Annotated in this window: 12 protein-coding genes; 6 read left to right on the plus strand and 6 right to left on the minus strand. The window is 64.8% G+C overall.

The annotated features are described in order from the left end of the window. Positions 1-18 precede the first annotated feature (18 nt). Positions 19-747: an ABC transporter ATP-binding protein gene (locus ATF69_RS00350; protein ID WP_056066886.1), complete on the minus strand. Its 729-nt coding sequence runs from the start codon at positions 745-747 to the stop codon at positions 19-21. Further along, complete coding sequence (locus tag ATF69_RS00355; RefSeq protein ID WP_056066880.1) at positions 744-1,481, minus strand: ABC transporter permease; 738 nt, start codon at positions 1,479-1,481, stop codon at positions 744-746. The genes ATF69_RS00350 and ATF69_RS00355 overlap by 4 nt, the downstream gene beginning before the upstream one ends. A gap of 63 nt (positions 1,482-1,544) precedes the next feature. On the opposite strand from ATF69_RS00355, the gene ATF69_RS00360 reads away from it, so the two are divergent. The 3 genes from ATF69_RS00360 (at position 1,545) to ATF69_RS00370 (ending at position 5,290) form a co-directional block, all read left to right on the plus strand. Then, the gene (locus tag ATF69_RS00360; protein WP_056066877.1) at positions 1,545-2,672 is read left to right on the plus strand and encodes a substrate-binding domain-containing protein; all 1,128 of its coding nucleotides are present in this window, start codon (positions 1,545-1,547) and stop codon (positions 2,670-2,672) included. 182 nt (positions 2,673-2,854) lie between these two features. Beyond that, complete coding sequence (locus ATF69_RS00365) at positions 2,855-3,475, plus strand: TRAP transporter small permease subunit (RefSeq protein ID WP_056748212.1); 621 nt, start codon at positions 2,855-2,857, stop codon at positions 3,473-3,475. Between the two features lie 27 nt (positions 3,476-3,502). Then, on the plus strand, positions 3,503-5,290 hold the full coding sequence (locus tag ATF69_RS00370; RefSeq protein WP_146869537.1) for a TRAP transporter large permease: 1,788 nt from the start codon (positions 3,503-3,505) through the stop codon (positions 5,288-5,290). Between the two features lie 536 nt (positions 5,291-5,826). Here ATF69_RS00370 and ATF69_RS00375 read toward each other — a convergent pair. The 4 genes from ATF69_RS00375 to xseB all read right to left on the minus strand — a co-directional run bounded on the left by ATF69_RS00375 (position 5,827) and on the right by xseB (position 10,354). After that, positions 5,827-6,909: a TRAP transporter substrate-binding protein gene (locus ATF69_RS00375; RefSeq protein ID WP_015015263.1), complete on the minus strand. Its 1,083-nt coding sequence runs from the start codon at positions 6,907-6,909 to the stop codon at positions 5,827-5,829. Positions 6,910-7,153: 244 nt separating this feature from the next. After that, positions 7,154-9,049, minus strand: a complete 1,896-nt coding sequence (dxs, locus tag ATF69_RS00380) for a 1-deoxy-D-xylulose-5-phosphate synthase (protein ID WP_146869538.1) — start codon at positions 9,047-9,049, stop codon at positions 7,154-7,156. Positions 9,050-9,140: 91 nt separating this feature from the next. Further along, the gene (locus ATF69_RS00385; RefSeq protein ID WP_146869539.1) at positions 9,141-10,115 is read right to left on the minus strand and encodes a polyprenyl synthetase family protein; all 975 of its coding nucleotides are present in this window, start codon (positions 10,113-10,115) and stop codon (positions 9,141-9,143) included. Further along, the gene (gene xseB, locus ATF69_RS00390) at positions 10,112-10,354 is read right to left on the minus strand and encodes an exodeoxyribonuclease VII small subunit (RefSeq protein ID WP_056066864.1); all 243 of its coding nucleotides are present in this window, start codon (positions 10,352-10,354) and stop codon (positions 10,112-10,114) included. The genes ATF69_RS00385 and xseB overlap by 4 nt, the downstream gene beginning before the upstream one ends. Before the next feature lie 275 nt (positions 10,355-10,629). Between xseB and ATF69_RS00395 the strand changes: the two genes are divergently transcribed. From ATF69_RS00395 to ATF69_RS00405, 3 genes are all read left to right on the plus strand, one after another. Then, a complete protein-coding gene (locus ATF69_RS00395) occupies positions 10,630-11,784 on the plus strand; it encodes an aromatic ring-hydroxylating oxygenase subunit alpha (RefSeq protein WP_146869540.1) in 1,155 nt (384 codons plus the stop codon). Positions 11,785-11,924: 140 nt separating this feature from the next. Next, on the plus strand, positions 11,925-12,836 hold the full coding sequence (locus ATF69_RS00400; RefSeq protein WP_099730920.1) for a DMT family transporter: 912 nt from the start codon (positions 11,925-11,927) through the stop codon (positions 12,834-12,836). A gap of 101 nt (positions 12,837-12,937) precedes the next feature. Continuing rightward, positions 12,938-13,843 carry a sulfurtransferase gene (locus ATF69_RS00405; protein WP_146869541.1) on the plus strand — a complete coding sequence of 302 codons (906 nt, stop codon included), beginning with the start codon at positions 12,938-12,940 and terminating at the stop codon, positions 13,841-13,843. Positions 13,844-13,995 lie beyond the last annotated feature (152 nt).

Genomic DNA, 13,995 nt, shown 5'->3' on the forward strand with positions numbered 1-13,995 from the left:
CGTGGGGGTCAATTCGCGTCATACCAGCTCTCCTTTGACAAACAATCGGGCGGCCTCCGGCAGGGGGCCATTGAAAAAGTCGTGCACCGGCAAGTCCGCCACCAGACGGCCGTGCTCCATGTAGATCACGCGGCTGGCCAGGCGCTTGACCTGGCCCAGGTTGTGGCTGCTGAACACCATGGTCACGGGGTGTGCCGGGCCGGCCGCGCCGTGGCTGGCCGCAAAGTCGGCCATCAGGGCCTCGACCTCGCGCTTGGCATGGGGGTCGAGGCTGGCGGTGGGCTCATCGAGCAGCAGCACATCGGGCCGCAGGGCCCATGCACGGGCCAGCGCCACACGCTGCTGCTGGCCGCCCGACAGGGTGCGCGCGTTCTGCGCTGCAATGCCCTGCAGGCCCACCCGCTGCAAGGCCGTCAGGGCCAGCGGGCGCGCATCGCGCCAGCGGGTGCCGCGCAGCCACAGGGCCAGGGCCACGTTGTTCTGGGCACTGGTGCGCAGCATGTGCGGGCGCTGGAACAGCATGGCCTGGCGCAGCGACGCATCGCATTGCAGGCCGCCCCCATGCGTGTCGGCCAGGCCATGCAGCACGCGCAGCAAAGTGCTCTTGCCACTGCCATTGGCGCCCACCAGCGCCACGCGCTCGCCGGGTGCGATGCGCAGCGTGACCTGGTCCAGCGCCTGCACGCGGCCGTAGCGCACGGTCACCTGCCGCAGGTCCACCCAGGGGGTTGGCAAAGGCCCGCTCATGCAGCCACTCCCACCGGCGTGCTGGAGGCCGAGCCATCCACCCGCTCGCGCCAGCGCCTCAGCAACGCGATCAGCACATTGAGCGCCAGCACCACGACCAGCAGGATCATGCCCAGCGCCAGTGCCAGCGGCAGGTCACCCTTGCTGGTCTCCAGCGCGATGGCGGTGGTCATCACGCGCGTGAAGCCGTCGATGTTGCCACCCACGATCATCACGGCGCCGACCTCGGAGATCGCGCGGCCAAACGATGCCAGCAGCACGGTGAGCAGCGCATACCGCTCGTCCCACGCCAGCAGCAGGCTACGCAGCAGCGGGCCGGCGCCCATGGAGCGCAGCTGCTCGCCATGCGCGCGCTCGGCGTCTTCCACCGTCTGGCGCGTGAGCGCGGTGACCACCGGCAGCACCAAAATGGCCTGCGCCAGCACCATGGCCTTGAAGCTGAACAGCCAGCCCAGCGACCCCAGCGGCCCGCTGCGCGAGAGCACCAGGTACACCACCAGCCCCACCACCACCGAAGGCACGGCCAGTAAGGTGTTGAGCACCGCCAGCACGGCGCCACGGCCAGTGAAGCGGGCCACGCCCAGCCAGGCGCCCAGCACCAGGCCCACCCCGCAGGCCATCAGACAGGCGGTGGCGCTGACAGACAAGGAACGGCCCACGATGGTCCAGAGGACAGGGTCGGACGAGAGGGTGAGTTCAAGCGCTGTGCTCGCGCTTTCGGTGAGGGTGGACATGGGCCAGGGGATCGGTTTGGGCTATCGTAGGCACCCATCCAATATCCAGCGATATGAACTCCCGTGCATAGGGTCCAACTTCACTACACACTCAGCCGCGACGCGGGCACTGCGCTCATCCGCAATCCGTTGCCCGAGCTGTTGCAGGCGGTGGCCGAGCGTGGCTCCATCTCGGGCGCTGCGCGCGCGCTGGACCTGTCCTACCGCCATGTCTGGGGCGCCCTCAAACGCTGGGAAGACCAGCTGGGCGGCGAATTGATCATCTGGGGCAAGGGCCAGTCGGCGCAACTCAGCGAGTTCGGCAGCAAGCTGCTGTGGGCCGAACGCCAGGCCCAGGCCCGCCTGGCGCCCCAGATTGCCGCGCTACACGCCGACCTGGAGCGCGCGTTTGCCGTAGCCTTCGACCCCAACGCCCATGTGCTCACCCTCTACGCCAGCCATGACGATGCATTGGCGGCGCTGCGTGCACATGCCGCAACGCAAACCGATGCAGGCGCGCTGCACCTCGACATCCGGTTCACCGGCAGCGTGGACGCCATCCGTGCGCTGAACGAGGGGCGTTGCACCCTGGCGGGCTTTCACACCGTGGCTGACGCAGCCGCACAGTCGCTCACCGCGCGCACCTACCAGCCACTGCTACAGCCCGGGCTGCACAAGATCATTGGATTCGCACAGCGCACCCAAGGGCTCATCGTGGCCCCCGGCAATCCGCTGGGTCTGCGCAGCCTGGCCGATGTGGCCCGCACCGGCGCCCGCTTCATCAACCGGCCGCTGGGCTCGGGCACGCGGGTGCTGCTGGACGACCTGCTGGCCCAGGCCAGCATGGACCCAGGGAGCATCGTGGGCTACGCGCTCAACGAACCCTCCCACACCGCCATCGCCCAGGCCGTGGCTGCAGGGGCTGCCGATGTGGGCATGGGCATCGAGCTAGCGGCCCGCGCGCGCGGGCTGGACTTTGTCCCCCTGGTGCACGAGCGCTACCACCTGGCATGCCTGAAAGCCAGCCTGGACCAGCCCGCCACGCTGGCACTGCGCACCCTCTTGCAAACACCTGAATGGCTGGCACACATGACCACACTGCCGGGTTACACCGCCTGGCACTGCGGCGAGGTGCAGGCCATGAGCACGGTGTTGCCGTGGTGGCAATTTGCGCGGAAAAAGCGTGCTTCCACGCCTAGGAAGAAACCCTAATTGCTGCAGTTTTGATAGCTGAAGAATGAGCAGCTGCTGCGGGATAACACCGTCACGCTGCTGTCAGACTCCGCCTACAGTGCTCCGTAGAATCGCGCCGTCGTCAAAGTGTGCCCTGCCTCAGCGCCTACCCGCGCGGGGCCCGGGCATCTCGCACACACAGCCTTTTTATTGGAGACACCATGCAGGCTCTATTGAAGTTATCAAGAGGGATCGACTGGATTAACACCCAGGTCGGCAAGTACGTGGTCTGGCTGATCCTGGCCTCCACGGTCATCAGCGGCGTGAACGCCGTGGTGCGCAAGGCGTTCAACATCAGCTCCAACGCATTCCTGGAAGTGCAGTGGTACCTGTTTGCTGCATCGTTCCTGCTGGCAGCTGGCTACACGCTGCTGCAGGGCGAGCACGTGAAGGTCGATGTGATCTCGAGCCGCTTTTCCAAGCGCACACAGATCTGGATCGACGTGTTCGGCTACATCGTCTTTCTCACCCCCATGTGCCTGGCCGTGCTCTGGTATGGGGTTCCGTTCTTCACGCGCGCACTGGCATCGGGCGAAATGTCCAACAACGCAGGTGGCCTGATCCGCTGGCCCGTGTACCTGATGATGCCCCTGGGCTTCACGCTGCTGTGGCTGCAAGGCATTTCTGAACTCATCAAGCGCCTGGGCTTCCTGCAAGGCCTGATCGAAGATCCGACGGTCAAGAAGGTCGAAAAGACGGCCGAGGAAGAACTGGCTGAATCCATCCGCAACCTGGCCGAAGCCGCCAAGGGCAACGGCAAGAACAAGGCCGAGGCTCACTGAGCGGCCCTACCAAGCGGAGCACACACCATGGAATTTTTGACCCATAACCTCGCCCCCATCATGTTCGCGGGGCTCATCTGCTTCTTGCTGGTGGGCTTCCCGGTCGCATTCAGTCTGGGCGCCTGTGGACTTTTCTTCGCCTTTATCGGCATTGAATTGAACGTACTTCCCGAAGCGCTGCTGCAAGCCGTGCCGCTGCGCATCTTCGGCATCATGCAGAACGACACCCTGCTGGCCATTCCGTTCTTCACGCTCATGGGGCTCATATTGGAGCGAAGCGGGATGGCGGAAGACCTGCTGGACACCATTGGCCAGCTGTTTGGCCCCATCCGGGGTGGCCTGGCACTGGCCGTGATCTTTGTGGGCGCGCTGCTGGCAGCCACCACGGGCGTGGTGGCCGCGTCGGTGATATCGATGGGCCTGATCTCGCTGCCCATCATGCTGCGCTATGGCTATGACCGCCGACTGGCTGCGGGCGTGATTGCCGCGTCCGGAACCCTGGCGCAGATCATTCCGCCGTCGCTGGTGCTGATCATCATTGCCGACCAGATGGGCCGCAGCGTGGGCGACATGTACAAGGGCGCCTTCCTGCCCGGCTTGATGCTCACCGGCTTCTATGCGCTGTACGTCATCCTGCTGGCAATCTTCAAGCCCCAATGGGTGCCTGCGATCCCGCCCGAAGCCCGTACGCTGCGCGACGACAACGGCAAGAGCGGTGTGACCTCCCTGCTGGTGCTGACCGGCATCTGCGTGGCAGCCTCGATGTATGTGGCCAAGAACATGGCCGCCCTGCACACCTGGTGGTCGGGCGAGGCGGTGGAACGCGTGGCGCTGGACGAAACCATCGTGGTGGCCATGTGCTTTGGCGTGGCCCTGGCCTTCGTGGTCGCCAGCGTCAACAAGATCACCCGCCTGGGCCTGCTGTCCAAGGCTGCGGAACGCGTGACGTTCGTGCTGATTCCCCCGCTGCTGCTGATCTTCCTGGTGCTGGGCACCATCTTCCTGGGTGTTGCAACCCCCACCGAAGGCGGCGCCATGGGCGCGCTGGGCGCAGGCATCATGGCCATCATCCGTGGTCGCCTGAGCCTTTCGCTGCTCAAGCAGGCCGTAACTACCACCACCAAGCTGTCGTGTTTTGTGGTGTTCATCCTGGTGGGCGCGACCATGTTCGGCCTGACCTTCCAGGGCGTGGACGGCCCGCTGTGGGTGGAACACCTGCTGACCGGCCTGCCCGGTGGCCAGCTGGGCTTCCTGATCGTCGTGAACATCATGGTGTTCTTCCTGGCGTTCTTCCTGGACTTCTTCGAGCTGTCCTTCATCGTGGTGCCCCTGCTGGCCCCGGTGGCCAACAAGCTGGGCATCGACCTGATCTGGTTTGGCGTGCTGCTGGCCGTGAACATGCAGACCTCGTTCATGCACCCACCGTTCGGCTTCGCGCTGTTCTACCTGCGCAGCGTGGCCCCGGCGAAGGAGTACCTCGACAAGGTCACCAAGAAGATGATTGCGCCGGTGACCACGCCGCAGATCTACTGGGGTGCCATCCCGTTCCTGGTCATTCAGCTGATGATGGTGGGCCTGATCATCGCCTTCCCAGGCATCGTCTCCAGCGGCCTGGACAAGGCCGAGGTGTATGACCTGGACAAGGTCCGTATGGAAATGGAAGCCACCATGCCTGACGCTGCCGGAGCCCCCGAGGCAACCGACCCCACGGCTGGCATGGAAGGCGCTGGAGCTGCCCCTGGCGATACTGCGGCCCCCGCTGCAGACAACCCACTCAAGGCCCTGCAGGATTCGCTGGCCAACGAGAAGAAGTGATCCGAACCGCACAGGGCTGTTGACCAGCCCCTGAAGCAACCAGAGCCCCGGCAGACGTCATCTGCCGGGGCTTTTTTCATGGGCCTATGGCGTGCAGAGCGTGCTCAAAGACAGGACCGTCAACGAACGGCTCGACGTCGCCCTCCCCAAAACCTAAGGACCTACAGCAAAACGACCGCCACGCGTTGAGACGTTGGCTTCTTCGCGCCACTTAACCCGCTGGCAAGCGTCTGCCTATGGCGATAAACGGACTTTGCACACCACGGGAAGCGATGGCCTCAACCACCCCTGGTATCCCATCAGAAACGTTTGCGCCGAGGGATCACGCAGACCTGCCGATCACAGCAACAAGGGCGACACCTTGAGCGCCAGCCGACCGAACATCGCCGGGCATCCCGGCGGCATCATCTGCCCCGCAGTACGGCGGGACCGAGCACCCCACCCCATACCACCCACCAGACGCAAAAAAACCCGCCAGGCGAACCAGGCGGGTTTTCTGATCGACATGCCCTGCGGCTTGCGCCGCAGCCGGGCTATCAGATCTTCTGTGCGGACATGAAGGTGTCGTAGCGGGCTTCGGCAAAGCGGAACCAGAGGATCTGGTCGCGCTGGAAGGCACGCATGTCGGCGTAGATCTTCTTCCACTCGGGGCTCTTGGCGTCGTTCTCGGCGAACACTTCCATCGAAGCCTTGAACGAAGCGTCCATCACAGCTTGCGAGAAAGGCAGCACCTTGGTCTTGGCAGCCACGAGTTGCTTCAGGGCCGTGGGGTTCAGCGCGTCGTACTTGGCCAGCATGTCCACGTGGGCCACGTTGGTCGCGGCTTCGATGATGGCCTTGTTCTCAGCCGACAGGCCGTCGAACGCCTTCTGGTTGACGAAGAAGTCCACTTCAGGACCACCTTCCCACCAGCCGGGGTAGTAGTAGAACGGAGCGACTTTGTTGAAGCCCAGCTTCTGGTCGTCGTACGGACCCACCCACTCGGCGGCATCCAGCGTGCCCTTTTCGAGGGCTTGGTAAATTTCGCCGCCAGGGATGCTCTGGGGCACAGCACCCAGCTTCTGCATCACTTCACCGATCAGGCCTCCACCCAGGCGCATCTTCATGCCCTTGAAGTCGGCAGGCGACTTGATTTCCTTGCGGAACCAGCCACCCATCTGCGTGCCGGTGTTGCCACCTGCGAAGCTGATCATGTTGAAGCCGCCGTAGAACTCGTTCATGAGCTTGCGGCCGTTGCCATGCAACATCCAGGCGTTCATCTGGCGGGCATTGAAGCCGAAAGGCACTGCCGAGCCCAGCGCGAAGGCGGGGTTCTTGCCGTAGAAGTAGTAAGGCACGGTGTGTGCCATTTCCACGGTGCCTTGCTGCACGCCGTCCACCACGCCGAAGGGAGGCATCAGCTCGCCACCAGCGTGCACGGAGATTTCAAACTTGCCGCCCGACATGGCCTTGACGGCCTTGGAGAACACATCAGCGCCGCCATAGATGGTGTCCAGCGACTTGGGGAAGCTGGAAGCCAGACGCCAGCGAATGGCAGCCTGGGCGTGGACGGCGGGCGCAGCGCCTGCAGCCAGCACACCGGCAATGCCAGCATGCTTGATGATTGAACGACGATCCATGAGGTTCTCTCCGATATATTGATTGCAAAACTTGGTGCGCACGCGTTGTGCACGGCCGACCAAGGACATGTTTCAGCCGGGACCATTGTAGGAACATGACCCCCAGGACTTTTGCGGGTTTTCCCGCGAAATTCCGGCGCCAACACACACCTTCAGGGTTCTGCAAGCATCTGCGCGACAGCAGTGCGAAAGCCCTCACGGCACCCCCGGCCAGCGCGACGCGCTGCCCACAGCCCGCCTCCGTTCAGCCCGCGTTGCCAGGCAAAAACCGAGCGGTAATCGATGCGCGAATACCTGCCGCATCCAGCCCTTGCAACTCCAGCAACTTGGCCGGGTCGCCATGTTCGATGAAGACATCGGGCAACCCCAGCTGCAGCACGGGGCGCAAGATGCCCATGGCGTTGAGCGCTTCGGTCACTGCACTGCCCGCACCGCCCATGATGGCGCCCTCTTCCACCGTCACAAGCGCATCGTGGCGTTCCGCCACCTCGCGCAGCAAGGCTTCATCGATGGGCTTGGCCCAGCGCATGTTGACCACGGTGGCATCGATCGCCTCGCCCACTTCGAGCGCGGGATACAGCAAGGTGCCAAACGCCAGGATGGCAATGCGGGGCGCCTTGCCGTCCGCATCAACCTTGCGCTCGCGGCGGATCTCGCCTTTGCCGAACGGCAGGCCATCGAGCGCAGCCAGCGGCGCCACACCCGCGCCGCTACCACGCGGGTAACGCACGGCCACGGGGTGGTCCTGTTCAAACGCACTGCTGAGCAACTGGCGGCATTCGCGCTCGTCGGCGGGGCAGGCCATGCTCATGTTCGGAATGCAGCGCACGAACGGGATGTCATAGGCGCCTGCGTGCGTGGCACCGTCGGCGCCCACCAGGCCCGCACGGTCCAGTGCAAACACCACGGGCAGGTTCTGCAAGGCCACGTCGTGAATCAACTGGTCGTAGCCACGCTGCAAAAACGTGGAGTAGATGGCAACCACGGGCTTCACACCCTCGCAGGCCATGCCCGCAGCGAACGTGACAGCGTGCTGTTCAGCAATGCCCACGTCGTAGTAGCGGTCCGGAAAACGCTTTTCGAACTCGACCATGCCCGAGCCCTCGCGCATGGCGGGCGTGATGCCCACCAGGCGCGAGTCCTGCGCCGCCATGTCACACAGCCACTGGCCGAACACCTGGGTGAAGGTCTGCTTGGGCGGCGTGGCGGGCTTGGTCAGGCCCACGGAGGGATCGAACTTTCCGGGGCCGTGGTAGGCCACGGGGTCGGCCTCGGCCAGCTTGTAGCCCTGCCCCTTCTTGGTGACCACGTGCAGGAACTGCGGACCCTTGAGGCTCTTGATGTTCTCCAGGGTAGGGATCAGCGAATCGAGGTCGTGCCCGTCGATGGGGCCGATGTAGTTGAAGCCGAATTTCTCGAACAGCGTGGCGGGCACCACCATGCCCTTGGCCTGTTGCTCGAAGCGCTTGGCAAATTCGAGCAGGGGCGGCACGGGGCGCAAAACGGTCTTGCCCACGTTCTTGGCGGCGGCGTAGAACTGCCCGCTCATCAGTTGCGCGAGATAGCGGTTGAGCGCGCCCACGGGCGGGCTGATGCTCATGTCGTTGTCGTTCAGCACCACCAGCAGGTTGCAGTCGGCTACACCCGCGTTGTTGAGCGCCTCGAACGCCATGCCGGCACTCATCGCCCCATCTCCAATGATGGCCACGGCATGTCGGTTGTCGCCCTTGCGCTTGGCAGCCAGCGCCATGCCCAAGGCTGCCGAGATGCTGGTGCTGGAATGCGCTGTGCCAAACGTGTCGTAGATGCTCTCCGCCCGTTGCGGAAAGCCCGAGATACCGCCCATCTGGCGCAGCGTGTGCATGCGGTCGCGGCGGCCGGTCAGGATCTTGTGCGGGTAGGTCTGGTGGCCCACATCCCATACCAGGCGGTCTTCCGGGGTGTTGAAGACATGGTGCAAAGCCACTGTCAGCTCTACCGTGCCCAGGTTGGAGCTGAGGTGGCCACCGGTCTGCGACACGCTCTGCAGCACGAACTCGCGCAACTCGGTCGCCAGCACCTTGAGGTCCGCGCGCGAGAGCCGGCGCAGGTCTGCCGGGTCATTGATGGTCTGCAGCAAGGGGAAGGGTGTCGTGGACATTGACTATTCTTTTGATAGCTACGAGCGCAAGAGATTCAAGCACCAGCAGGCATTTGGACATTGAGAGAGTCGCCAGGGACCAGGGCCGGGCTCAGTGGGAGCGGCGCACGACCATGTCCGCCAGGGCTGCCAGGGCACGGGTGTCGGGCAAGCCACTGCGACCCAGGGCCGCATGGGCCTCGGCCAGCAGCTCCTGCGCGTAGGCCTGCGCACGCTCCAGACCGAGCAACGATACGTAGGTGGGTTTGTCTGCGGCCGCGTCCTTGCCCGCCGTTTTCCCCAGGGTGGCCGAGTCCGCCACCACATCCAGGATGTCGTCCACCACCTGGAACGCCAGCCCCATGGCAGCGCCATAGTCTGACAGGGCCTGGTAGGCGGTGGGCGCCGCGTGGCCACACAGGGCCCCCATGAGCACGCTGCCCTGGAGCAAGGCGCCCGTCTTGAGGCGGTGCATCTGGCGCAGTTGCGCTTCGGTCAGCGCCACGCCCACGCTGGCCAGGTCAATCGCCTGACCGCCCGCCATGCCGGCCGAGCCCGCAGCCCGCGCCAGCAGCCGGCACAAAGCCGCCTGCATGGCAGCGGGGATCAGGGTGTTGTCGGGGGTCAGCAGTTCAAACGCAAAGGCCTGCAGCGCGTCGCCCGCCAGCAGGGCCTGGGCTTCGCCAAACTGCACATGCACCGTGGGTTTGCCACGGCGCAGCACGTCGTTGTCCATGCAGGGCATGTCGTCGTGGACCAGCGAATACGCGTGGATCAGCTCCACCGCGCACGCGGCACGCAGGGCAGCTTCGTTCAGAGCTGCCTGAACCGCCGCGCCCTCGGGTGCCACGGAGTCCGAGGTGCCGCTGCGCGCCGCCTCGTAGGCAGCCAACACCAGCAAGGGTCGCAGGCGCTTTCCGCCGTCCAGGACGGCGTAACGCATGGCGTCGCCCAGCCCTGCCGGAGCGCCGTCGCCCACCCACAAGGACAGCGCCTGCTCCACACGGGCGAGGTGATTCTGGCTCCAGAGATTCGTATCCAGGGGCGGGTTCAACGCCGTCGAGGAAGTCATCGGCAATGCGCTCATTCCTGGTTCCATGGTTGCAGCTGGCCGTCGTCCAGCACCTTGATCTGGTCCTGCACGGCATCGAGCCGGTGGCGGCAAAAAGCCAGCAAGGCGGCGCCGCGCTGGTAGCCAGCCAGCATCTGGTCCAGCGGCAACTGGCCCGATTCAATGCGGGCCACGAGTTGCTCCAGCTCCTCCAGGGCCGCCTCGTAGCTGGCAGGTTCGGCGGGAGGAGCAGGGGTTGCGGGGGCCTTGGGCATGGAGGGGGCGGCAGTGCGCGGGTGAAAAACCGGTGATTTTAGGCGCAGCGCTGTGGCGCCCGTGTCAGACAGTGGCCGATCCGTGGGAGGTCTCTATTTTTCCGGAACCGGTGTTTTCTATTCACGTAGCGGGGGTGCGGGAATAACCCCACCGCCTATAATCCCATTCCCGTCGAGCCGGCTACCCACCCTAGCCGGTTTTCTTTTTCCAGATGCGCCTTCACGGGCGCACCTCCCGCACTCTCTCTGTGGGGAGTCTTTAGGTCAGGTCACCCATGTCTGATTTAAGTCTTCAACTGCAGCAGGCCGCAAGCCAACTACCAGTTTCGAGCTACTTTGATGATGCGCTGTTCCATCGCGAGCTGGAGACCATCTTCCAGCGCGGGCCCCGCTATGTGGGGCATCAATTGGCTGTGCCCAACGCGGGCGACTACTACGCACTGCCCCAGGAGGGCGAGGGCCGCGCGCTGGTGCGCAACGCCCAGGGCGGTATCGAGCTGGTCTCCAACGTCTGCCGCCACCGGCAGGCGGTCATGCTCAAGGGCAAAGGGTCGCTGAACACCCAGCAAAAGGGCAGCGCGGGCGGCAACATCGTGTGCCCACTGCACCGCTGGACGTACAACCCCAAGGGCGAGCTGCTGGGCGCACCGCATTTCGCGCACGACCCGTGCCTGAACCTGAACAACTACAAGCTGCGCGAGTGGAACGGCCTGCTGTTTGAAGACAACGGCTACGACGTGGCTGCCGACCTCGCCCAGATGGGACCACGCGCCGACCTGGACTTTGACGGCTACGTGCTCGACCACGTGGAGCTGCACGAGTGCAACTACAACTGGAAGACCTTCATCGAGGTCTATCTGGAGGACTACCACGTGGGCCCCTTCCACCCGGGCCTGGGCAGTTTTGTCACCTGCGACGATCTGCGCTGGGAGTTCGGCAAGAACTACTCCGTGCAGACCGTGGGTGTAGCCAACCGCCTTGGCAAGGCCGGCAGCCCCGTGTACGAACGCTGGCACGAAGCCTTGCTCGCCTACCGCGAGGGCAAGCCGCCCAAGCATGGCGCCATCTGGCTCACGCTGTACCCGCACATCATGGTGGAGTGGTATCCGCATGTGCTCACCGTGTCCACGCTGCACCCCATCAGCCCGACCAAAACACTGAACATGGTGGAGTTCTACTACCCCGAAGAAATCGCTGCGTTCGAGCGCGAGTTCGTCGAGGCGCAGAAGGCCGCCTACATGGAGACCTGCATCGAGGACGACGAAATCGGCGAGCGCATGGACGCGGGCCGCAAGGCCCTGATGGCACGCGGCGACAACGAGGTGGGCCCCTACCAAAGCCCCATGGAGGATGGCATGCAGCACTTCCACGAGTGGTACCGTGAGGCGATGGGCTCGGACACCATCGACCCGGCCACGCCAAAACGCTGAATACGGCGGCAAAACCCTGCCAATCTGCAGGCCCGCCGTGGTCTGCTCTCATTACAATAGCTGCCAGTGCTTAAAAAATAAGCGCTGGCAGCTATTTTCATTTTTGCGCCCCACGGCGCGCTTCAAAAGATCACAACCCGATGCAAGCCCTCTGGATGGTGTTGGCCGCGTTCCTGTTTGCCAGCATGGGCGTGTGCGTCAAGATCGCCTCGGACTTCTTCAACTCCGCTGAGCTGGTGTGTTACCGGGGCCTCATCGGCATGTTGATTCTCTGGCTGCTGTCACGCTCGCAAAAAGTGACGCTGTCCACGCGGTACCCCGGCATGCACGCCTGGCGCAGCCTCGTGGGGGTGGCGTCGCTGGGCGCCTGGTTCTACGCCATTGCGCACCTGCCGCTGGCGACCGCCATGACGCTCAACTACATGAGCAGCGTGTGGATCGCGGCCTTCCTGGTCGGCGGCACGCTGCTGGCCTGGCGACCATCCGCCGCCACGCCCCGGCCTGCGCTGCAAGGCCCGCTGGTGCTGACGGTGCTCACCGGGTTCGTGGGCGTGGTGCTGATGCTGCGCCCCAGCCTGGACCAGAACCAGGCGTTCGCCGGGATGATTGGCCTCATGTCCGGCTTGTCAGCCGCATTTGCCTACATGCAGGTGGTGGCGCTGTCGCGCCTGGGCGAGCCTGAGTCGCGCACCGTCTTCTACTTTGCGGTGGGCTCCGCGGTGGCGGGCGGCTTTGCTATGCTGTTCACCGGCATGTCGGACTGGCCGGGCTGGCAAGCGCTGTGGCTGCTGCCCATCGGGGTGCTGGCGGCTGGCGGGCAACTGTGCATGACCAAGGCTTACGCCAGCGCCAAGACCCAGCGCGGCACGCTGGTGGTGGCCAATCTGCAGTATTCGGGCATCGTGTTTGCCGCCGTCTACAGCGTGCTGTTGTTTGGCGACAAGATCCCGCCCATCGGCTGGATCGGCATGGCCCTCATCGTGGGCAGCGGCATTGTGGCCACCATCTTGCGGGCCCGGGCCGCGCCCGGCGCACCGGCCGAAGAACACTGACCGATACAAAAACCAATGCGCGCAGGCGAGGACAGTCCCCATCGGGATGGCCACAATGGAGGCCTCCCCGCCCAACCGGTTGCTTTGCACCTGATCTGCCGATGACCACCTACACCACGCTCATCTCCGCCCCCGACCTGCAAGCCCTCATCGCCAGCGGTGCGCCGCTGATGGTGTTTGACTGCAGCTTCGAACTCATGCAACCGACGGCCGGCGCGCAGCAATATGCGCAAGCCCATATCCCCGGCGCCGTGTACGCCAACCTCGACAATGACCTCAGCGCCAAGCATGGCGCACCTGGGGCCACCGGCACTGTGACGGCGCAGGAGGCTGACCAGCCCGCATCCGGCGGCCGCCACCCGCTGCCCAGCCGCGAACGTTTTGCCATGTGGCTGTCCAGCGTGGGTTTTGCCAACAACATGCAGGCCGTGGTGTACGACCGCCAGGGCGCCAACTACTGCGGCCGCCTGTGGTGGATGCTCAAATGGGCAGGCCATGACGCCGTGGCTGTGCTCGACGGCGGACTGCAGGCCTGGCAGGCCGCAGGTGGTGCGGTCCACAGCGGAGAAGAGCCGTCGCACTTCCAGTCCCACTTTGCACTGAACGAGCCCTTGCGCCAGCTGGCCACGGCCAGCGATGTCCTGGCCCGCCTGCAGCGCCCCGCAGACCAGACCGTGATCGATGCCCGCGCCGGCGCCCGCTACCGGGGCGAGGTGGAGCCGCTGGACCCGGTGGCCGGCCACATTACGGGCGCGCTCAACCGCCCCTTTGCCGAGAACATCGGTGCCGACGGCCGCTTCAAACCCGCAGCCACGCTGCGCGCAGAGTTCGACGCCCTGCTGGCGGGCCGTGACCCGGCGACCGTGGTGCACCAGTGCGGCAGCGGTGTGAGCGCCGTCCCCAATCTTCTGGCCATGGAGATTGCCGGCCTGGGGCACACCGCGCTGTTCGCGGGCAGCTGGAGCGAATGGTGTTCAGACCCCACGCGCCCAGTCGAAAAAGGATGAACAACGCCCACTGCGGCGTCTAAGAGCGTGTTCACGGTCTTTTCAAGGCCGCGCAAGCACCTTGCCGGGATGGGATGCAAGGCGCGGTGCGCAGCCAATAGCCCGTGCTATTGGCAAGCCCCGCAACGCCGCAGACCGCCCGGCAAGGCACT

Source organism: Acidovorax delafieldii (assembly GCF_007993815.1).
Classification (GTDB): Bacteria; Pseudomonadota; Gammaproteobacteria; order Burkholderiales; family Burkholderiaceae_C; genus Acidovorax; species Acidovorax delafieldii.